Raw genomic sequence first — 19,241 nt, forward strand, 5'->3', positions numbered from 1 at the left:
CGTGTCAGCGGTCCGCCGGCCCCTGCCGTGCTCGTTGCAGGGCCCTGCGGAGGCGCCCGGTGCCGCGTGCACCGGGCGCCTCCTGCGCATTCGACCCTCCTGGCAACGTTCCTCGGAGCACCTCCGATCGACCCGCAACGGCATCCTGCGGCTCCTCGGCACCGGACCCCGTGCCGACCGCTCCCCGCAGCGTCCTGCCCTGGAGGGCGCGGGTGTCCAGGTCGCTCGCGAGTTCCACGGCGCCGGTCCCGGCGTCGTTGGTCAGCGCCAGGTGCAGCGTCTCGCCGGCCGCGACGAGGGTGAGCGGAAGCCAGAGGCTCAGCACGCTCGCACTGGACTGCCGGGCCTCGAGCTCGCGCAGGCGGCGCCCCTGGGCGTCCCGGATCTCCCCGCGGGCGGGCACGGGCCGGTGCAGCGTGACCACGGCGATCGCCGACTCCTCCCCCTGATCGGACAGCAGCGCGACCACGGTGCCCAGGGGGCCGGCCGACGGATGGAGACGGAACCCGATGTCCAACGAGAGATTCTTGGCCTTCTTGGTGAAGTAGACGACTCCGTGCGGGGTTCCCTCGGGGTCCACGAGCTCGGCTGTGGAGGTGGGCACTCCTTCCTGACGGCGTCCGCCCAGGCGCGTGGCGATGTCCTCGTCCCCCGCCCGCTGGATGATCCAGAGATCCCAGACGCCGACGGCGAGGTCGTGCGTGGGCAGGGCTACCTCGATGCGAGACCCTGCGCCCTCCGGGGAGGTGATGGCTCGACTCCGGTCCACCGGGTATTCGAGGCGCTCCCCCGACTCGCGGCATCGCGCGGAGAGGACCACTTCCGGGGCGGGCGTGGAGGAGTCGCCCACGAGCACGTCCATCTGCACGTGGACGGTGTCGCCCTGGACGGACCACTCGCGCAGCTCGGCGCGGCCCTTCGGTGCGGGGGCGTGCAGGCGCTGGGTGTCGATGTGCGCTGCGAGGTCCGCGGGAAGGTCGAGCGAGACGCCCTCGCTGTCGAGGCGGAGCAGTCGGGAGGAACGGGTCGCCGCGATCTCCCACGCGATGAACCGCCGGAGCGTGTCCACGTCGCCGGAGAGGGCGATCTCCGTCTTGGTGCGCAGGATGTCCTTCTGGTGGACGGCGAGAGCGGGGGACCACACCGGTCCGAGGACCTGCTGGATGCGCTCGACGACGTAGCGCTGGTCCGCCTCGGTTCCCTTGAGGAAGCGGGCATCGAGCGGCTTGCCCAGCGACCAGGTCACGGCGCGCCACATGACGGCGTCCCGCAGTCGGCCGGGCTCCGTCTCCTCGAGGACGACCTCGGTGAGATGGGTGAAGGCGTCCACGAGCTCGGCCGGGCCCCTGACGGTGCGGGTGACGTTGCCTCCGTCGGCACGCTGGCGCAGCAGATAGTAGTCGCGGTCGGCGAGGATGCTGATGGTGGACGCCGTGAGGTAGGCCCGGGCGACCAGCAGCTGATCCTCGGCGACCTTGACGTCGGTGCGGAAGCGCATCGCGTGCTGTTCGATCAGCTCGCGCCGGAAGAGCTTCCAGGGACCGAGCGTCCTGAACACGTTGTCCTCGAGGAGGTCCACGTGCAGACGGGTGCTCGGGAACGTCGCGCCGCGCGCCGAGCGTCCGTCGATGCCCCGCACCTGACCGAGGACGACATCGGACCCCTCGCGGTCCGCGACGGCGGTCATGTCGCGCAGTGCGCCGTCGGTGAGCTCGTCATCGGCGTCCATGAAGAACACGTAGCGGCCGCGGGCAACGTCGAGACCGGCGTTGCGGGGTGCCCCGGGCCCGCCCGAGTTGGCCTGGTGCAGGACGCGGATGGACGGGAAGCGGGCGGCGTAGCCGTCCAGGAGCTCGCCGGATCCGTCGGTCGAACCGTCGTCGACGGCGATGACCTCGATCTGGTCTCCTGCCAGGCCCTGCCTCTGCGTCGAGTCCAGGGCCTGCGCCAGGTACTCCCCGGCGTTGTAGACCGCCATGATGACGGAGACGACCGTCTCTCCCATTGGTGACCCCCTCTGATCCCCGACGAGTGCTCCCCCGAGCACCCGACATGAGGACGATAGTCCGAGAGCCTGCGTGTTCCGGTCGCGCGCGCCCCACGATCCCGGAGAACTGCGTCACCACGCCGGTCGGCGGCTCACTCCTCCGCCATGACCTCGGCGTCCTCGAGGGCGTCGGCGGGCTCCTCGTCGACGTCCGCGCCCTCTACCTCGGTGTCCACGGCCTCCAGGGCGCTCGGGCTCTCGCCCAGATGCAGGACCTCCCGTGCCACGTCGAGGAAGCGCTCGGAGTAGCCGTCACGGGGAATGTCCCCCAGGTAGTAGTCCGCGAGCTGGAGCCGTTCACGGCGCTTGGGATCGGTCTCGAGGAGCTCGGTGAGGACTGCGTCGAGCCTGGGCACGACCATCGCGCCCCGCGGGCGGGGATCTCCCTGGATCGTCGACGGATCGGCCGACTGCGCCGGCGGAGCGGTGTCGGCGTCGGATGCTGGGGCTGCGCTCTCGTCGGCTCCTACTGCCTCCGCTGGTTCGTCGCCGACATGATCCACCTGGGCCCGTGCCGCCTCGAGGATGTAGGCGGCACGGGAGGTCGGGAACTCGTGCACGAAGGCCTCCGCGGAACTGTGCACGGCGACCATCGCGAAGGGCTTGCCCGAATGGAGGTAGTCGCCCACGACGCTCGAGACGTCCGAGACCATGGCGTCCGAGGCATTGAAGCAGTCGAAGACGCTCATCTCCTTCTCCGCCGCGAAGCCGAACAGGTGCTGTCGCCCGGCCTGCTCCGCGTCCGCCGCGAGCATGGCCTTGATCCTCCGGCACGCGCGACGCAGCGACCCGGAGCGATAGCTGTAGGGATGGGGCCGGAACACCACGGTGCATCCGCGCTCGAGCAGCCCGGCGACGATCTGGTGCCCGACGGCCAACGAGGTGTACTGCGTGTCCAGGTGGAATCCGAGCCACGTGGGCGCGTACAGCACCGTCGGCGCCGACAAGGCACCGATGGGACCGCGTGCGGGGGCCACGTCCTCGACCTGGGGGCGACCGACGATCCGGAATATGTCCTCGCGCATCGGAATGTTGTGCGCAGCGAACCGGTCGATGGCCGCCTGTCCCGCGACGAAGTCGTAGTCGAACATCCGGGTGACCGGGTTGTAGCTCGCGGCCTTGTCCGATTCCCCGTGGAGAAGCTGGACGTGGGTCAGGTGGGAGTACCTGACCATGTGGTTGTTGCGCATCGCGTTGTTCACGTAGAACACGCCGCGGACGCTCGGCACCATCAGGGGTTCGAGGTCGGCCATCGTCCTGCACAGCACGACCGGAGCGTCCGTGGCGCGCGCGACCTCTCGGAAGTTGCCCACCGTCCGCACCACGACGGCATAGGGCACCCCTAGCCGTTCGAGGTAGGGCAGCCACATGGTCACCTGGAAGACCGACCCGGCCTGCGCATGCCAGTACAGGTAGAACACGGGCGCCATGTCCTCGAGGATCGTCCCCATGTCCCGCCGGAACTCCCGTCGAGCGGTCACGCGCCGCGTGATGTCCACGAGGCTCGCCAGGGCGACGCCGATCGGCACCAGGGAGTACGCGAGCAGGACGTATGCGGCCCAGGAGGGCAGCAGGGGTGCGATCGCGACGGCTGCGACGAGAAGCACGTCCAGCGGGAACAGGATGCCGTAGGGGAAGGACGCGGCATTCCGCGCCTCCACGCCGGGCAGGCTCTGCGCGTAGGGAACGGCGACGCCGTTCAGGGAGCGGATGCGCTTCTCCGCTTCGACGAGTGCCGCGGCGATGATCAGGACGATCACCCATGCCCAGGTCCAGGTCTCCGCCACGAAGAGGTGGACGGCTGCGGTGCCGATGAGCATGTATCGAGCCAGCCCGTATCGCGTGATGCCACCGACGCCCCGAGGGCGCCGCAAAAGCACCTTCCGCTGGCGATGCACGATGATGATCAACGGGACGAGCGGTATGAGCGCGACCGCTGCCGAGTGCGGATAGATGACCGCGAAGATCACCGCGATCAGGATCAGAGCTTTCACGAAGGTCGGCCAGAACTGGACGACCTTCGAGATCGACTTCCGATTGACGGTTTTCATGCCAGCGATAACCCCTCTTCGCCCGCTCGACGGCCCCCCCGGCGCGGGTCTACGACTGTCGTCCCTGTGTGCTGTCTCTGCCAGTGCGATCGGTCTTCCGGGCTTTTGCGTCCTTCGCGCAATCGGCGATCAGTGCGAGGCATCCATGTGACGAAAACGCCGCGCCTCGGCGACCACCACGCATACACCCGACCTAGGTGAGGCCGTCCTTCCCGAACTCGTCTGCGGCGGTGAAAGCTGCTCGCCACGCCTCAAGAGTCGATTCGAACGAGAAACCGGACCTCATCTTCTTCGCCCCCTCCTCGCCCATCCGTCGAGCGAGGTCCGGATCGGAGAGGAGGCGAACGACCGCGGCGACGAAGGCGTCGGCATCCCCCGGTTCGATCAGGAATCCGCTGACACCGTTCGAGAGGATGTCTCGGGGTCCGTAGTTGACCGCGTAGGAGACCACGGGTGTCCCTGCGGCAAGCGACTCGGCCACTGACAGACCGAAGGACTCCGTCGCGGAAGCCGACACGGTCGCGACGCATTTCGCCATCTCATCGCCGACCTGCGAGGTCTTCCCATGGAAGGTGACGAGGCCTTCCAGGGCGAGCTCGGTGCTCAGAGACTCCAGCGAGCGCCTCTCAGGTCCGTCACCGAACACATCGAGTCGAGCGCCTGGAAACTGCCGCTGCACTTCTTTGAAGATTCTGAGAAGTTCGTCGATCTTCTTGCTGGCCGCCAAGCGCCCGAAGTAGCCGATCCGCCCGGGGACCTTGTCGATGCTCTCCCGGCTTCTCTTGTCGACGACGACGTTCGGGATGCCCTTGACGCGGATCTCCTTGCCGAACTGGCGCTTGATGTCGTCTGCTTGTGCGTTCGTGGGGACCACGAGCAGTGGCATCTCTGCGAGACGACGCGGGGCGGCACCATAGTCTGCGCGGACCTTCGCTCCGAGGGTGTATGGCGCCGACAGGTGATTCTCGTGGAACATGTAGAGGCGGGTCGCGGTCTCGGGTGCGAGATCCAGCACCTTCAGCACCCCGCTGGCGGACTCGCCGATAGCGAAGGGCCTGCCCGCCCGTCCGGTTCTCGAATCAAGAAGCTCCTGCAACCACGCTCCATGCCACGGAGTGTTGTGCGCGAATCGCAGAGTCGTCCCAGAACCTCTGTCCATCCAGAAGACTCCTCGCTGCTTTCCGGACTCCGGGTCAAGTCTCCGCGTCGCATAGCAGTGACCGTCCGGCGTGAAATAGCGCTCTTCCGCAGTCGTCGATTCAAGCCCCACCAGAGTGAGTTCCCGACTGCAGAATCCTCGTCCATCATATTCTCGCGCGACAGACGGAAGCCCGTCGCAGAAGAATGTAGTCCTGACCGGCACCTCGTCACGCACTTGCCGAATTTTTACACAGCGTCCACGCTTATCGAGATACGTGAAGTGCTCCTGGTCCCCTGCCGCATGAACCGCAACGGAGAGGCCCTCGGAATCGAGATCCTCGTCATCCGACCACGATCGGGAGTAGTCTTCAGTAAATCGCTCGACCGCAGCCTCGTAGAGATTGAAGACGGAAGTTCCCCGCGGGAAGCCCGATGACTCGAGCGCCTTATCGGAATTTACCTTGAAGTTTCTGTCGAAATTGAAGGTGACTATCGAGGGATAGAGCCCCAGCTGCTCGAACATTCGACACTGATCACCGATGGCGACGGTGCGCCCTCCCGACCCGAGGGCATAGAGCACAATAAAGACTTCACGTCCAACCAGATCCCCCACGGAGACTCCATTCCGTTCGATGGCGACCACCCTGTCACACCCACCCAAGGGAGACTGTACCCGATCATCTCGGGTCGACCCATCTCGGGAATGGTCGAGAAACTTGGCACCAGTTTACCACAGGTTTGCCCGCCGTTAATGCGCCGCACACGACACACCTCTCCGCCCGGAATCCGAACTCGACCGAAGTGACGGGCGTCGGATTCGCGCCGCCTCTCCGCTGGAGCACACATTTCACGCGACGGATTTCACCGGCCCCCTCACGGGAGTACTCGATTCAGCTCTGAAAGGCACGCCCTCACGAACCCATCGGCGTACGAACCACTGGAGAATCCCCCCAAGTAGTACCGGGACAGCACCTCCCGGGCCCGCGCCCGAGAGTCCACATGCAGCAGTTCTCGCAGGACGTTCGGAAGCGAAGTAACGTGCGGATCACGTCCGTCCACACAATATGCCGCACGCGCCATGGGGAAGTGCCGCTCGAAGTTTTTCTCGTCATCGTGCATCGACACCATGGCCATCGGCTTCCCGGAGTACAGGAAGTCCCCGACCACGCTCGAGACATCGGCGACCATCGCGTCGGCTGCGTTGAAGCAGTCGGTGATGCTCCACTGCTGCTCCGCCCGCGGCCCGTGCACATGCGCACGGCCGCTGCGCTCGGCATCGCGCTCGAGCAGACCCTGGATCTCCTCGCACATCGCCGCGAAGTGCCGGGAGCGGTAGCTGTAGGGGTGCGGCCGGAAGATCACGGTGCACCCCGCCTCGAGCAGACCTTCGACGATCCGTGCACCGAGGGCCAGGGAGGAATAGTCCGTCTCCTTCTGCAGCCCGTGCCATGTGGGGGCGTAGAGCACGGTCTTCTGCTCGATCTCCCCGATCGGGGCACGCGCCTGTTCCACTCCCTCGACCTGAGGACGGCCCACGATGCGGAACATCTCGCGGGGCATGTCGATGCCGCGGTCGGCGAAGCGGTCGATCGCCGCCTGGCCGGCGACGAAATTCCTGTCGTACATGCGCATCACGGGGTTCACGCTCGCGGCCTTGTCCGACTCGCCGTGCAGCAGCTGAATGTGCGTGAGGTCGCTGTACCGGACCATGTGATTGTTGCGGATGGAGTTGTTGACGTAGAAGACACCGCGCACGGACGGGACGATGAGGTCGTCGAGGTCATCGATCGTCCGGCGGAGGATCACGGGCCTGTCCGTGAGCCGCGCGAGCTCTTAGAGATTCCCCGGCGCCCTCACCACGATCGCGTACGGGACCCCGATCCGGTCCAGGTAGGGCAGCCACATCGTCACCTGGAAAGCCGATCCGACCTTCTCGTGCTAGTACACGTAGAAGACGGGCTTGCGGCGCTGCAGCACCTTGTGCAGCTTCGCCTCCAGGTAGGCACCGGCACGGTTACGTCGGACCAGGTCGGCAAGAGCGCCGAGCACGACCCCCAGCGACCCCGCCGCGAGCACGAGGGCGACGACCACGGCCCATCCCGGCAGGATCGCGCTGCACACGATCGGAGCGATCGACACGAGGTTCAGCGGGTACACCAGCCAGTACGGATAGCGATCGTCTTCGGCCACGGCCCCCGGAAGGTTCACCGCCGTGCGCCGCAGTCGCAGATAGCGGGTGCGGACCAGACGCTCCCCTTCGAGGGCGACCACCGCGAGGAACGTGGCGATCACCCAGAGCGGAGAGTGGGCCGCGCTCAGCACGGACTGGGTCAGGGAGCCGGCGAGCAGAATGTACCGGCCGATCACGTAGCGCCCCGCGCCTCCGACCCCGTGCTCGCGGAGCCGTCGACGGAAGATCACCTGCCGCTGACGGATCACCACGACGAGCAGCGGAGCAACGAGCGCCAGGGCCACGAGCCAGGAACCCGGGAACAGGACGGACACGAGGACTGCTGCGAAGCACAGCGCATTGACCAGCAGCGACCAGAAGTTCCAGTTGGTGAGCCTCTTGCCCACGTTCATGCGGCGCAGTCTTCCCACGTGGGCTCGTTCTCCTCGACCGGCGATGTTCAGGTGGAAGCAGGCGAACGCCCAGGCTTCATGGAGGAATAGTCGCATCGCGGATGCCGCGAGCTCTGTTACGCGGGTAACGATCGCCCATCGATCCTGGTCACACGGGAATCGGTATCGCCACAAACCGGGCATTTTGCTGTTCTTCGGAAATTGGCGATCCAAATATCGTGCGTCGGCGCCTCTTCAAAGCCTTACGCACCCCTTCGGGAGGTGCACCACGTCACACACTGCAGCCGTGGCCCACCCGCAACGAGGGCACGTGCACGCGTCACGCGTGGGTTGGCAGGCATCACGGGTCGAGTCTTGTAAGGTTACGAGCACCTGTCCGGGAGGTGAACTCCCGGCTGACCGACGTAGCGGTCGCGTGACCACGCCGGAGCGGCAACCCCGCAGCGGAGCGGAGCGCGACACCGACTGCACGAAGGAACCCATCCATGTACTCACTGATCCTGCTGAACGGAGGGATCGGGGCTCGCATCGGCGCCAACCAGCCGAAGCAGCTGCTGAAACTCCGTGGCATCCCGATCCTGGTCTACGCGCTGGTCATGGCGAACAGGGTCGAGAAGATCGACCAGATCGTCCTGAACTACCCGCCGGAGTGGAAGGAAGAGGTCGAGGAGGTCCTCCGGGACTACGCGATCTCCACCCCGGTCACGCTCGTCGAGGCCGGCGACTCGCGGCACTCGTCCGTCGCCGCCATGCTCCCCCACTGCACCAACGACGACGTGATCATCCACGAGGCCGCGCGCCCGCTGGTGACGAAGAAGAACTTCGAGGACCTCATCGCCTCCGAGCACAGCAATGTCTCGCTGATGACCCCGATCTCCTTCACCGTGGCGCCGGTGGACCCCGAGACCCACGAGGTCACGGGCTCGCTGGAGCGCGACCAGCTGCGCAACGTGCAGCTGCCGCAGAAGTTCTCCAAGGCCGACCTGCAGGACGCCCACGCCAAGGCCGAGCAGGACCACAAGGTCTACACGGAGGATGCGACCCTCGTCGCGGTCACCGGGCACCCCGTCCACTTCATCGACGGCTCGGACGTGAACTTCAAGGTCACCACGCCCACTGATCTGCGCATGGCGGGCTTCCTCCTGCGCCCGGAGGAGGAAGACGATGACTAAGACTGCTCTCGTCACCGGTGCTTCGCGCGGGATCGGTCTCGAGACCACCCGCCGCTTCCTGCACAACAGCGAGGACATCACCACCGTGGTGATGTTCGCCCGCAAGTCCGATGACTTCGACGCCGCCGTCGAGGAGCTGCGCTCCTCGAGCCCCGTCGGCCGCAAGATCATCACCCGCTACGTCGACGTGGGCGACCGCGATTCGCTGCACGAGGCCCTCGAGTCCGTGCACGGCGAGGTCGGCAACATCGACATCCTCGTCAACAACGCGGGCTACACGAACCCGGTCCCGCTGCAGCAGGCGGAGATCGAGGACTTCGAGAAGACGATGAGCGTGAACGTCTATGCGCCGTTCCTCATCGTCAAGTGGCTGCTGAACCACGGCAACGTGTTCAAGCTGATCGTCAACATCGCCTCGACCGCCGGCATCAACGGGCGCTCGGGCTGGCTCACGTACTCGGCCTCCAAGGCGGCCGTGATCAACATGAGCCAGGTGATGCGCGAGGAGCTCGCGATCTACGGCACCCGCGTGGTCTGCCTCTCCCCCGGCCGCACCGCGACCGCCCTGCGCCGCACCCTGGCGCCGGAAGAGGATCCGTCGACCATCATGCAGCCGGAGCACGTCGCGCGGGTCATCGAGACCTTCGCCTCGCCGGTCGGCCGCTTCATCGACTCGGAGAACATCGTCGTGCGTCAGTGACACCTTCGCCGCCCGGGCTCGCGCCCGTCCGCAGGACGGAGCCTCCCGGGCAGCACCGAGAGGAGGACCCCTCGAAACCGCCAGCTTCGGCGGGCTCGAGGGGTCCTTCTTTGTCTCGGGGCTCCCGGACCCGCGGCTCGGTTCGGCAGAGGATGTGGCGCCCACCACATATATCTGGTGGAATGCACAGCGCGGCAGTGACTGCCGCGAACGCTCCGCGGCCCGGAAGAACGGGTCCGACCGAAGGAGAAGAAGCACATGGGTAACCTGCCCGGCTGGGTCATCCCGGTCATCATCCTCGTCATCGTGGTCCTCGCCATCCTGATCATCGTGGGGGTCGTCAGCTCCCGGCGTCGGCGCGCCCGCCAGGAGGAGATCGACCGCCAGCGCGCCGCCGAGCTCCGATCGCAGGCGCAGAAGGACCAGGTCGCGGTCAAGGAGCGCGAGATCAAGGCGCGCGAGACGGAGCTCGAGGCCGACAAGGCCAAGGTCGAGGCCGAGCGCCGCGACCAGACCGCGCAGGAGCAGCGGCAGGATGCCGACAGGGCCCGCGCCGACGTGGACGGCCGGCTCCGCCAGGCCGATGAGCTCGACCCCGACGTCGACACCAAGACGTCGGGTGCTCACAGGGAGGCCGACGCACCCCTCGACGAGACGGGGGCTCAGGACGTCGACGACGTCCAGCCGCAGGTCGACGACCGCGAGGCCCCCTCGCACGGCGCCGGCGTCGCCGCCGGCGCAGCGGGTGCCGGCGTGGCCGGGGCCGGTGCAGCAGGCGCCGGGGCCGCCGCCTCGCACGAGGAGCCCACGGACCGCACGGACCGCACGGACCGCACGGACCGCACGGACCGCACGGACCGCACGGACCGCACGGAGCAGGCTCCCAGGACCGACGGCCCCGCGCCGCGGCACGATGCGGCCCTGCAGGAGCGTGCCGAGGAGCGTCCCCGCGACGCCCGCACGGCCGAGCCGGCTCCCCATGAGGCGGGTGCTCCCCATGAGGCGGGTGCTCCCCGTGAGGCGGGCGCGAACCCGGACATGAACTCGGTCGACTCCCGTGACGAGCACACGACACGTCCGGACGCGCGCGTGGAGAGCGCGGAGCAGACCGCTCCCCGTGGCGAGACCGCGACGCAGTCGACCACCCGTGACCCGAACGCGCCTCAGCCCGGAGCGCACGCGGCTCAGCCCGGAGCACACGCGGCGGAGCCGGCAGAACCGGCGCAGCCGGGCGCGGCTCCTCGCGATCAACGCGTTCCCGATGATGCTCCGCGGACTGCAGAGCCCGCGGAAGGGCGCCCGGCGCAGGGCCGCCACGAGGACGACGCGCGCGGCGCCCATCGCGCACCCGCCGAGGGCGGCCATGCCGCAGCGGCCGATGGTGCGGGAGCGGCAGCGGGAGCCGGCGTCGCCGCCGGTGCGAACGCCCATGACCCGCAGGCCGCGCAGGATCAGCGCGCACCGCGCCCCGCTGAGCAGACCGACGGCCGCCATCGCGATGCTCGACCGGAGGCCACGGGCTCGGCGCGCGAGGATGCCCTCACCGCCGACGACGGGGCAGCACATCGTGCGCAGCCCGCGCAGGGCGGTGCTTCCGTCCCGACCGCTGACGCTTCCCGCGACGCCGGCCAACAGCCCGGGGACGCCGGCCGACAGCCCGGAGATGCCGACGGCCACGTCCTGAGCGACGAGGAGATCGATGCCAGGGCGACCGCGAGCGGTCCGGGCACCGAGCAGAGGACCGCTGCGCCCACCGCGGGTGACGACGCGGCCCGGTCGGGCGGGGACACCACGCCCCGGTCAGGTGACGCGTACGAGGATCCCCGCGGCGCCGCGACCCCTGTGGAGAGCCCGCGCGCGGACCAGCCGAACGCGGAGCCCTCCACAGCAGGCCCCTCCACAGCGGAGCCCTACACGGCGGCCCGGGAGGAGGACCTGCGCGGCACCGGGACCGGGACCGGGAGCGTGCACGACGGGCGCACGCCGCGCTCCGAGGGCGACCCCGAGCAGGGCGCGTCGAGCCCCGTCGACGACTCGGATCCGTTCAGCGTCTCCGAGAGCCATGTGCGCCGCGCGCGTCGTCCGCGCGAGGGCGACCTCGACGACGGGATCGAGGACACCGAGCGGGGTCTGTGACCCCAGCTCCGCATGACGGAGGGCGGGGACGGTCTCATCCGAGGCCGTCCCCGCCCTCTGTCGTCCGCCCCCGTCCTCCACCCCCGTCGTCCGCCCTCTGTCGTCCGTCCTCGGGGTCGAGGATTAGACTCGTGGGAATGATGCCGCTCGAGCCCCTCCTCGCCTTCTACGGGATCTCCGCGCTCGTGCTGATCCTTCTCGTCGTGGTCGGCGTCGTCATCGGACGGCGCTTCCGCCGTCGCGACGAGGAGGAGAGTCGCCGCGAGCGCGAGCGCGCCGCCGCCTCGCCCGTCAGCCCGCCGGAGGACGCGTCCGGGCGCTGAGCGCGCCCCGCGGCCCGATCACTCGTCGGCCAGCACCCAGTCCTGTGCCAGCATCGCTGCTCCCCTCGCCGCCGCCAGATCGTGATCGGGGCACGAGTTCACGCTGAGCCCGACGGTCATGTCGGGGAGCACACGCGCGAACAGCGCCTCGCGCACCCCCGCCGTCAGATGCTGACCGACCGTGGCGAGACGCCCGCCGAGCACGATCCTCTCGGGCGCGATCGCCGTGGCGACGCCCACGAGAGCCTGGCCGATGTCCCTGCCCGCCTGGCGGATCGCGCTCACCACGGCGGGATCCGCCGCGGCGGCGAGCTCCCAGAAGCGCTCGTGCTCGGGGATCTCCACCCCGGCGTCGCGCAGCCCCTCGACGATCGGTCCGAGGGAGGCGATCGTCGCCAGGCAGCCCTCGTTCCCGCACGTGCACGGGATGCCCGCTGCGCGCGGCGCGGGCACGTGGCCGAGCTCCCCGGCGAGGCCGCGCATCCCACGGCGCAGTCGGCCGTCGATCACCGTGCCCGCCCCGATCCCCTGGGCGATCTTCACGAAGATCACCGCCTCGCCGGGGTCGTCGTGACCGCCGCGGGCAGCCGTGCCCATCGCCATCAGGTTCGCGTCGTTCTCCGCGAGGACGGGCAGTCCGAGCGCGTCCCCGAAGGTGTCCACGATGTCCAGGGCGAACCAGCCCGGCTCGGAGACGGGGTTGATCGCCCGTCGGCGCTGGTCCACCGGGCTCGCCACGCCGATCACGCACAGCGCGATGTCCTCCGCCGCCGCCGAGACGATCGTGCGCAGGTCCGCGAGGGTCTCGGCGGCCGTGCGCGCGGCCGCCTCCGGGCCCTGCGAGAGGTCGACAGGCACCCGGCGGGACGCGATCACGTCCCCGTGGAGGGTCACCAGGGACGCGTCGAGCTGATCGCGCCCGAAGTGGGCGACATGGACCAGGCGCTGGTCGACGCGGAGCGAGAAGCGGGCACTGGGCCTCCCCAGCCCGCCCCGCTCCGCGGGCTCCTCCTGGACCCATCCGGCCTCGACGAGCTCGTCGAGGCGCTGGGCGATGGTGTTGCGGGCCCAGCCCGTGGCCGCGGCGAGCTCCGCCTTCGATCGCACCGGGGCGGAGAACAGTTCGCGGAGGACGGCCCGATGCTCGGGGCGCAGGCTGCTGGTGGGCATCCGTGGACGGTATCCGTCAGCGCTCACTTCTGACAATCTCGACGGAACTCGAACGGTTCGCGACGTGAGCGCAGAGTCCTCAGCGCACCCGACGGATGGGCAGCACCACGAGCGCGCCGATCACCGCGACGATCGCCGCGACCCACAGCATGAGCGTGTAGTTCTGCGCTCCAGGACTCCCCGCCTGCAGGAGCCAGAGCCCGAGGGCAGGGGCGAGGGACTGGGGGATCATGTTCGCGATGTTCACGACCCCCAGGTCCTTGCCGGCCCGCTCGGGATCCGGGAGCACGTCGACCACCAGCGCGGTGTCGACGGCCGAGTACACGCCGTAGGCGAGCCCCATGATCAGCTCCGCGACGTAGAACTGCTCGATGGTCCCCGCGTGGGCGAGGACCAGGGTGCCGATGCCGAACAGCAGCGTCGAGCCCGCCACGAAGATCTTGCGTCGCCGCAGCCGGTCCGAGAGCCAGCCGGAGACCGCCGCGGCGGCGAGCAGCGCGATCGTGTACAGCAGCACGCCGAAGGCGACGGTCGCGGTGGCCTCGGCGAGGCCCAGGTCCATCCGGTCCTGCATGTACAGCAGGCGGTAGGTGGTGAACATGAACATCGCGAGCGTGATCAGCAGACGCGACCACCAGGCGAGGCCGAAGTCGGGATGGCGCAGCGGGTTGGTCCAGAACGTGCCGAGGAACCTGCCGACCGACATGCGCGGCGCCCGCTCCGCGGGGAGCTCATCGCGCGCGACGAGCGCGTAGACGATCACCAGCGCGATCGCGAGGAACCCGGGCACCACGAACAGCACGGGCAGGTTGCCCACGAAGTAGGTGGCCAGATAGGTGCCCGCGAGCACGGAGAGGTTCTGGGCGAGCGCGATCACGCTGGAGCCCCGGCCGCGCTGCAGATGCGGGACGTTGTCGGCGAAGCTCGCGATCAGCGGCGCCACGGTCGCGTTGGCCGTGATCTGGGCGAGCAGCCACGCGATCATCAGCTGACCGAGGCCGGGCGCGAGGGCGACCCACACCAGCGAGAGCGTCAGGCCGATGGCCCCGGCGAGCAGCCACGGCCTGCGCCTCCCCCAGCGGGTCCGGGTCCGGTCCGAGAGGGCGCCCGCGAGCGGATTCGCGAGCAGGGCGCCGATCGCGCCCAGCGGCATCACGGCGCCGATGATCGCCGCCGGGTTCTCCGGGGAGAGCGCCTGGGCCTTGACCTGCATGCTCACCACGGCCGGCGAGAAGATGGCCAGGGTGATGCCGAACTGGGCGAGTCCCAGGGCGAGCATGTAGCTGCGCCGCACGGGCGCGAGCGGGGCGGGAGCGCCGATGACGGGCGGCGCCCCCGCCGAGAGCGATCCGGTGGGTTCCATCGTGTGCACGACCTCTCCTTCGAGGTGCAGGGGCGGGGTCTCCCCCCGGAGGTTGCCGCGCGATGCGGCCGGGATGCTCGGGGTCAGGCGGCGACGGTGCCCGGGACGCGGGCGTCGATGAACTCGCGGCCCTGGATCATGGCCGTCACGGGGTCCGGCACGGCGTCGAGCTCGAGCAGGCGGACCTCGGGCGACAAGGACTTCGCGTAGACGTCAGCGAAGCCCTCCCAGTCCACGACGCCGGTGCCGAGCGGGGTCATGTACTCGCGGTGGGCGAGGTGGACGTCGCCGTCGATGGGGAGGTACGGCGTCATCGGCCCGGTCGCGTCCTTCCAGTGCGCAAGGGCGACGCGCTCGGCATGGCGCCCGACGACCTGCACGGGGTCGCCCCCGGCGAGCGTGAGGTGCGCGGTGTCCGGGCAGAAGAACACGTAGTACGGGTCGAGGGCGCCCAGGATCGCGTCCACGTCGCGCGGGGTGCTGAACACGGAATGCGCCTCGGTGTGGATCGCGGTGCGCACGCCCAGCTCGAGCGTCGCCGCGCCCACGCGGTGCGCGACGTCGGCGAAGTCCCGGACGAAGTCGAGATCCACGAAGCGACGAGCCGGATCGTCCCAGCTTCTGCGCATCGGAGGGCCGACAACGAGGGTGTCGGCGCCCGCCTCCCGGGCGAAGCGCGCATCGACCACGGCGTCCTCGACGATCTGCTCGACGCTGCGGCCTCCCCCGACCCAGTCCAGGCCGAGGTGGAAGACGCTGGTGAATCCGAGGCCGTGCGCCTCGGCCGCCTCGCGCAGCTTCTCCGCGCTGCCGAAGGCCTCCAGCGCGCTCTCGCGGTGCGTGGGGCCGAAGGTGGTCTCCATCAGCTCGATGCCCGCGGCCGAGAGCCCCTCGAAGATGCTCTCCCAGATCCGCTTGGGGTCTCGCCGACGGATCTCCATCACGTCCTCGAACGTCTCGACGCCCCAGAACGTCGGGTCGTAGAAGGTGATGAGGTCGACGCCATAGCGGGTCATGGGTGCTCCTGTGCTCGGTGACTGCTTCGTCCTGGGCACAGTTCTACGACACCGACATTAGTCACGTCAACATCGATATTACTTACATCAGTATTGATTTATGTGATGGGTGCATCCGAGGAGCTGCGTTCAGCCCGCTCCGATCTTCACTCCCCCGGCTCCACGGGCACCGCCCTCACCACGATGTTGTCCTGATGGGTCCAGCGGCCGTCGGCGGTGCGCAGGATCGGCCCGCCGCAGGTGAGCACGGACAGACGCCGCGATCCCGTGGTCTCGAAGATGCTCGAGGGCAGCGACTTCTTGTGCACCGACTCCACCGAGGTCACGGTCCCCACGGTCGCCGTGCCATCGGCGTCCGTGGTGATGATCCGCGCGCCGCCGTGCACCGTGCCCAGCAGGAACAGCGCCCCGTTCTGGCCGCCCTTGGTGACGTGCCCCGCCAGCAGCGTGCTGCCCTTCCGGGCGTCCAGCGCAGAGGTGGATTCGAGCCGCCCCACCTCCCTGAGGTCATCGGGCAGGCTCATCGCCCCGTCGCTCACGCCCTCGTCCGTCACCTGCGCGTCGACGTACAGCGAGGGGATGACCACGCGGTTCTCGGGCAGACCCTTCGTGCGGGTGCCCGCGAGCACGTCGAACCAGATTGCGTCGACGGGCTCGGTGCGCACCATGTCCCCGTGGTCCTCGCCCGCCCCGTCGACCGGCTCGTCGGCCTCGGCATCGGGGATGCCGCGGGCGTCGTCGGCGGAGAGGGAGACGGGCGCGCTGGGCGTCGGCGTCGCCTCGGGGTCGCGGTCGCGCAGACCGTTGATCAGCAGCACGGCCCCCGCCGCGGCCAGCACGAGCGCGAGGACGAGCAGGAGGACTCGGCTGCGCAGGCGCATCGCCCCTCCTCCGTCAGTGCTCTCGCGGCTCCCGACCCGGGGCGCCCTCCCGGCGAAGGTACCCGACGCGGCGGCGCATCACCGAACACCGGTGCCGCGTGACCCCGACCACAGAACGCGCCGGTGACGTGAATCCGGGGTGCAGGCGGGATATGCCGTACCCATGACAGAACCGGACACCGCATCCACGGGCGCCCCGACGCGGACCTCCTCGTCGCCGCAGCGCCCCGACCCGATCCCCGAGGGGCTGAAGATCGGCGCGGGCTACACCTGGCGCGTGCTGATCATCGGGCTGGGCGTCGTCGCGGTCGCACTCGCGGCGGTGTGGCTCTCCGAGATCGTGATCCCCTTCATGGTGGGACTGCTTCTCTCGGCGCTCCTGGTGCCGGTTTCCGCATTCCTGCAGCGCCACCACTGGCCCAAGTGGGTCGCGATCATCACCGCATGGGTGGTGATGTTCGCCGTGATCGTGGGGCTCGTGGTGCTGGTGACCAGCCAGATCCGCAGTCAGCTGCCGTCGATCCAGAAGCAGGCCATCGACGCCCTGGACCAGGCCGAGTCGCTGCTGGCGACCCATCCCTTCGGGATCACCGAGTCCGACGTCGACGGCTACGTCACCAAGGCCACCGAGTGGCTGCAGAAGCACGCCTCGGAGATCGGCGCGGGTGCCGCCGAGGCCGGCTCGAGCGTCGCCCACGTGCTCGAGGGCCTGTTCATCGTCATCTTCGTGACCCTGTTCGCCCTGATCGACGGCAAGCACATGTGGATCTGGACCTCGCGGCTGTTCCCGCGCGCGGCGCAGCCGCGGATCCTCGCGGCGGGCGCCGCCGGCTGGCACACCCTGACCAGCTTCATCCGCATCCAGCTGGTCGTCGCCGCGACCGACGCCCTGTTCATCGGCATCGGCGCCGCGATCCTGGGCGTCCCGCTCGCGATCCCGATCGCCGTGGTCGTCTTCTTCGGGGCCTTCGTGCCGGTGGTCGGCGCGATCGTGGGCGGAGCGGTCGCCGTGGGCCTCGCCCTCGTGTTCAACGGCTGGGTGCACGCGCTGATCATGCTCGCGATCGTGGTGGGCGTGCAGCAGATCGAGTCCCATGTCCTGCACCCCATGCTCACAGGCACCGCCGTGAAGGTGCACCCGCTGGGCGTCGTGCTCGGCGTCGTCACCGGCACGGCGATCGCCGGCGTGGCCGGGGCGTTCTTCGCCGTGCCCTTCATCGCGACGGTCAACTCGATGATCGTCGCCGCGCGCCGCTGGACGCCGGGGACCCCCGTCGACGACGTGCCCGCGATGCTCGGCACCCCGGACGTCCCCGGCGACGACGATGACGGGGACGACGGAGCGGGCGACCGCGGAGCCGACGGGCCCGACAGGGTCGGTGGGGCCGACGGGCCCGACAAGCTCGACGGAGCCGACGGGGACGGGAGCGCCGGCGCGGGCGACCAGGCCGACGGCGACGACGGCTCCCCCGGCACGTCGAGGTCGCCCGCAGGCCCCGCCGCGCCCAGCCGCTGATGGGGGCGACGGAACAGGACGCCGGTCAGGGACACGGAACCGAGGCGTCCCGCGCCGATCTCGTCCTCGAGGGCGGCGGTGTGAAGGGCATCGCTCTCGCGGGTGCCCTCGAGGTGCTCGAGGAGCGCGGCTTCCGCTTCGGTCGGGTCGCCGGCTCCTCCGCGGGAGCGATCGCCGGGGCGCTGGTCGCGGCCGACGTCCCCGCCTCCGACCTGGTGGGCATCCTGCGCGACATCGACTACGAGAAGTTCTGCGACGGCCCCTGGTGGACCCGTCCGCTGATGGGCAAGGCCGTCGCGATCCTCCTGCGCAAGGGAGTGCACCGCGGAAGATACGTCGGCGCCTGGCTCGCGGAGCAGCTGGAAGAGCACGCGCCCTCCGCCGATTCCTCCCGCCCGTTCACCTTCGCCGACCTCCCCTATCAGGATCCCGAGGGCGAGACGCCGGGCCCGTCCGACGGGGACGCAGGGCCCTCCGACGACGCTGCCGCGTCCCGCCTGGTCGTCACCGCCTCCGACGTCACCGCCGGGCGACTGCGGCTGCTCCCCCGGGACGCCGGCAAGTACGGCATGACCGCCGCCGACCTCCCCGTCGCCGAGGCCGTGCGCGCCTCGACCGCGATGCCCTTCTTCTTCCGGCCCGTGCGATGGACGACCTCGCAGGGTCGGCATGCGTTCCTCGTGGACGGCGGGATGCTCTCGAACTTCCCCGTCGGCGTCTTCGATCGGGCCGACGGCGCGCTCCCGCGCTGGCCCACGTTCGGCATCAAGCTCTCGGCCCGTCCGCCGGCCGACCCGGCGCCCGTGAACCGCATCCGCGGCGCGCTGTCCTATGCGCTTGCGCTGCTGGACACCCTCATCGGCGCGCGCGACCGCATGCACATCGACGACGCACACGTGCAGGCCCGCACGATCTTCATCGACACGAGCTTCGTGAAGCCCACCCAGTTCGATCTCTCGGACGAGGACCGCGAGAAGCTCTACCGCACCGGCAGGCAGGCGGCTCTCGACTTCCTCGACGGGACGGCGACCCGCGAGGGCTGGGACTTCGCGGAGTACGTGGCCCGGTATCGCACGGACGCGCGGGCCGAGGCCACGGCCGGGGCCGGGGCCGAGGCGTAGGCGGGAACGCGCAGCGCTCGGG

General features: G+C 69.5%; 15 protein-coding genes. 6 read left to right on the forward strand and 9 right to left on the reverse strand.

Annotation, left to right across the window (positions count from 1 at the left end):
* Window positions 1–4 precede the first annotated feature (4 nt).
* The 5 genes from Bra3105_RS07555 to Bra3105_RS07575 form a co-directional block, all read right to left on the reverse strand.
* Complete coding sequence (locus tag Bra3105_RS07555) at window positions 5–2,005, reverse strand: glycosyltransferase family 2 protein (protein WP_228359273.1); 2,001 nt, start codon at window positions 2,003–2,005, stop codon at window positions 5–7.
* A gap of 134 nt (window positions 2,006–2,139) precedes the next feature.
* Window positions 2,140–4,098, reverse strand: a complete 1,959-nt coding sequence (locus Bra3105_RS07560) for a CDP-glycerol glycerophosphotransferase family protein (protein ID WP_228359274.1) — start codon at window positions 4,096–4,098, stop codon at window positions 2,140–2,142.
* 193 nt (window positions 4,099–4,291) lie between these two features.
* Entirely contained in the window at window positions 4,292–5,881 is a 1,590-nt protein-coding gene (locus Bra3105_RS07565; protein ID WP_228359275.1) for a glycosyltransferase, read from the reverse strand.
* A 230-nt stretch (window positions 5,882–6,111) separates the two neighbouring features.
* Window positions 6,112–6,993: a CDP-glycerol glycerophosphotransferase family protein gene (locus Bra3105_RS07570; RefSeq protein ID WP_228359276.1), complete on the reverse strand. Its 882-nt coding sequence runs from the start codon at window positions 6,991–6,993 to the stop codon at window positions 6,112–6,114.
* Between the two features lie 183 nt (window positions 6,994–7,176).
* The gene (locus Bra3105_RS07575; RefSeq protein ID WP_228359277.1) at window positions 7,177–7,821 is read right to left on the reverse strand and encodes a hypothetical protein; all 645 of its coding nucleotides are present in this window, start codon (window positions 7,819–7,821) and stop codon (window positions 7,177–7,179) included.
* Between the two features lie 485 nt (window positions 7,822–8,306).
* Between Bra3105_RS07575 and Bra3105_RS07580 the strand changes: the two genes are divergently transcribed.
* The 4 genes from Bra3105_RS07580 to Bra3105_RS07595 all read left to right on the forward strand — a co-directional run bounded on the left by Bra3105_RS07580 (window position 8,307) and on the right by Bra3105_RS07595 (window position 12,152).
* Complete coding sequence (locus tag Bra3105_RS07580) at window positions 8,307–8,993, forward strand: IspD/TarI family cytidylyltransferase (protein ID WP_228359278.1); 687 nt, start codon at window positions 8,307–8,309, stop codon at window positions 8,991–8,993.
* Window positions 8,986–9,693, forward strand: a complete 708-nt coding sequence (locus Bra3105_RS07585; protein WP_228359279.1) for an SDR family NAD(P)-dependent oxidoreductase — start codon at window positions 8,986–8,988, stop codon at window positions 9,691–9,693. Before Bra3105_RS07580 ends, Bra3105_RS07585 begins: the two co-directional genes overlap by 8 nt.
* A gap of 258 nt (window positions 9,694–9,951) precedes the next feature.
* Window positions 9,952–11,829 carry a hypothetical protein gene (locus Bra3105_RS07590; protein WP_228359280.1) on the forward strand — a complete coding sequence of 626 codons (1,878 nt, stop codon included), beginning with the start codon at window positions 9,952–9,954 and terminating at the stop codon, window positions 11,827–11,829.
* A gap of 137 nt (window positions 11,830–11,966) precedes the next feature.
* Window positions 11,967–12,152: a hypothetical protein gene (locus tag Bra3105_RS07595; protein WP_228359281.1), complete on the forward strand. Its 186-nt coding sequence runs from the start codon at window positions 11,967–11,969 to the stop codon at window positions 12,150–12,152.
* Between the two features lie 18 nt (window positions 12,153–12,170).
* On the opposite strand, the gene Bra3105_RS07600 is transcribed toward Bra3105_RS07595, so the two are convergent.
* The 4 genes from Bra3105_RS07600 to Bra3105_RS07615 all read right to left on the reverse strand — a co-directional run bounded on the left by Bra3105_RS07600 (window position 12,171) and on the right by Bra3105_RS07615 (window position 16,582).
* Complete coding sequence (locus tag Bra3105_RS07600; RefSeq protein ID WP_228359282.1) at window positions 12,171–13,322, reverse strand: ROK family transcriptional regulator; 1,152 nt, start codon at window positions 13,320–13,322, stop codon at window positions 12,171–12,173.
* Between the two features lie 79 nt (window positions 13,323–13,401).
* Complete coding sequence (locus Bra3105_RS07605) at window positions 13,402–14,685, reverse strand: MFS transporter (protein WP_228359616.1); 1,284 nt, start codon at window positions 14,683–14,685, stop codon at window positions 13,402–13,404.
* Window positions 14,686–14,768: 83 nt separating this feature from the next.
* Window positions 14,769–15,701, reverse strand: a complete 933-nt coding sequence (locus tag Bra3105_RS07610; protein ID WP_228359283.1) for a sugar phosphate isomerase/epimerase family protein — start codon at window positions 15,699–15,701, stop codon at window positions 14,769–14,771.
* 146 nt (window positions 15,702–15,847) lie between these two features.
* Window positions 15,848–16,582: a class F sortase gene (locus tag Bra3105_RS07615; protein WP_228359284.1), complete on the reverse strand. Its 735-nt coding sequence runs from the start codon at window positions 16,580–16,582 to the stop codon at window positions 15,848–15,850.
* A gap of 163 nt (window positions 16,583–16,745) precedes the next feature.
* On the opposite strand from Bra3105_RS07615, the gene Bra3105_RS07620 reads away from it, so the two are divergent.
* Window positions 16,746–18,098 (forward strand): AI-2E family transporter, encoded by a 1,353-nt coding sequence (locus Bra3105_RS07620; protein WP_267062330.1) that lies wholly within the window; start codon window positions 16,746–16,748, stop codon window positions 18,096–18,098.
* On the forward strand, window positions 18,098–19,219 hold the full coding sequence (locus Bra3105_RS07625) for a patatin-like phospholipase family protein (protein ID WP_407650902.1): 1,122 nt from the start codon (window positions 18,098–18,100) through the stop codon (window positions 19,217–19,219). The genes Bra3105_RS07620 and Bra3105_RS07625 overlap by 1 nt, the downstream gene beginning before the upstream one ends.
* Window positions 19,220–19,241 lie beyond the last annotated feature (22 nt).

Source organism: Brachybacterium halotolerans subsp. kimchii (genome assembly GCF_020792675.1).
In the GTDB taxonomy this organism is placed as follows: domain Bacteria; phylum Actinomycetota; class Actinomycetes; order Actinomycetales; family Dermabacteraceae; genus Brachybacterium; species Brachybacterium halotolerans.

Bases quoted from the DNA above. Each gene is read 5' to 3' on its own strand.
- Bra3105_RS07585 (WP_228359279.1), top strand. From the start codon at position 8,986: ATGACTAAGACTGCTCTCGTCACCGGTGCTTCGCGCGGGATCGGTCTC.
- Bra3105_RS07620 (WP_267062330.1), top strand. From the start codon at position 16,746: ATGACAGAACCGGACACCGCATCCACGGGCGCCCCGACGCGGACCTCC.
- Bra3105_RS07595 (WP_228359281.1), top strand. From the start codon at position 11,967: ATGATGCCGCTCGAGCCCCTCCTCGCCTTCTACGGGATCTCCGCGCTC.
- Bra3105_RS07560 (WP_228359274.1), bottom strand. From the start codon at position 4,098: ATGAAAACCGTCAATCGGAAGTCGATCTCGAAGGTCGTCCAGTTCTGG.
- Bra3105_RS07625 (WP_407650902.1), top strand. From the start codon at position 18,098: ATGGGGGCGACGGAACAGGACGCCGGTCAGGGACACGGAACCGAGGCG.
- Bra3105_RS07590 (WP_228359280.1), top strand. From the start codon at position 9,952: ATGGGTAACCTGCCCGGCTGGGTCATCCCGGTCATCATCCTCGTCATC.
- Bra3105_RS07610 (WP_228359283.1), bottom strand. From the start codon at position 15,701: ATGACCCGCTATGGCGTCGACCTCATCACCTTCTACGACCCGACGTTC.
- Bra3105_RS07555 (WP_228359273.1), bottom strand. From the start codon at position 2,005: ATGGGAGAGACGGTCGTCTCCGTCATCATGGCGGTCTACAACGCCGGG.
- Bra3105_RS07605 (WP_228359616.1), bottom strand. From the start codon at position 14,685: ATGGAACCCACCGGATCGCTCTCGGCGGGGGCGCCGCCCGTCATCGGC.
- Bra3105_RS07580 (WP_228359278.1), top strand. From the start codon at position 8,307: ATGTACTCACTGATCCTGCTGAACGGAGGGATCGGGGCTCGCATCGGC.
- Bra3105_RS07600 (WP_228359282.1), bottom strand. From the start codon at position 13,322: ATGCCCACCAGCAGCCTGCGCCCCGAGCATCGGGCCGTCCTCCGCGAA.
- Bra3105_RS07615 (WP_228359284.1), bottom strand. From the start codon at position 16,582: ATGCGCCTGCGCAGCCGAGTCCTCCTGCTCGTCCTCGCGCTCGTGCTG.
- Bra3105_RS07575 (WP_228359277.1), bottom strand. From the start codon at position 7,821: ATGAACGTGGGCAAGAGGCTCACCAACTGGAACTTCTGGTCGCTGCTG.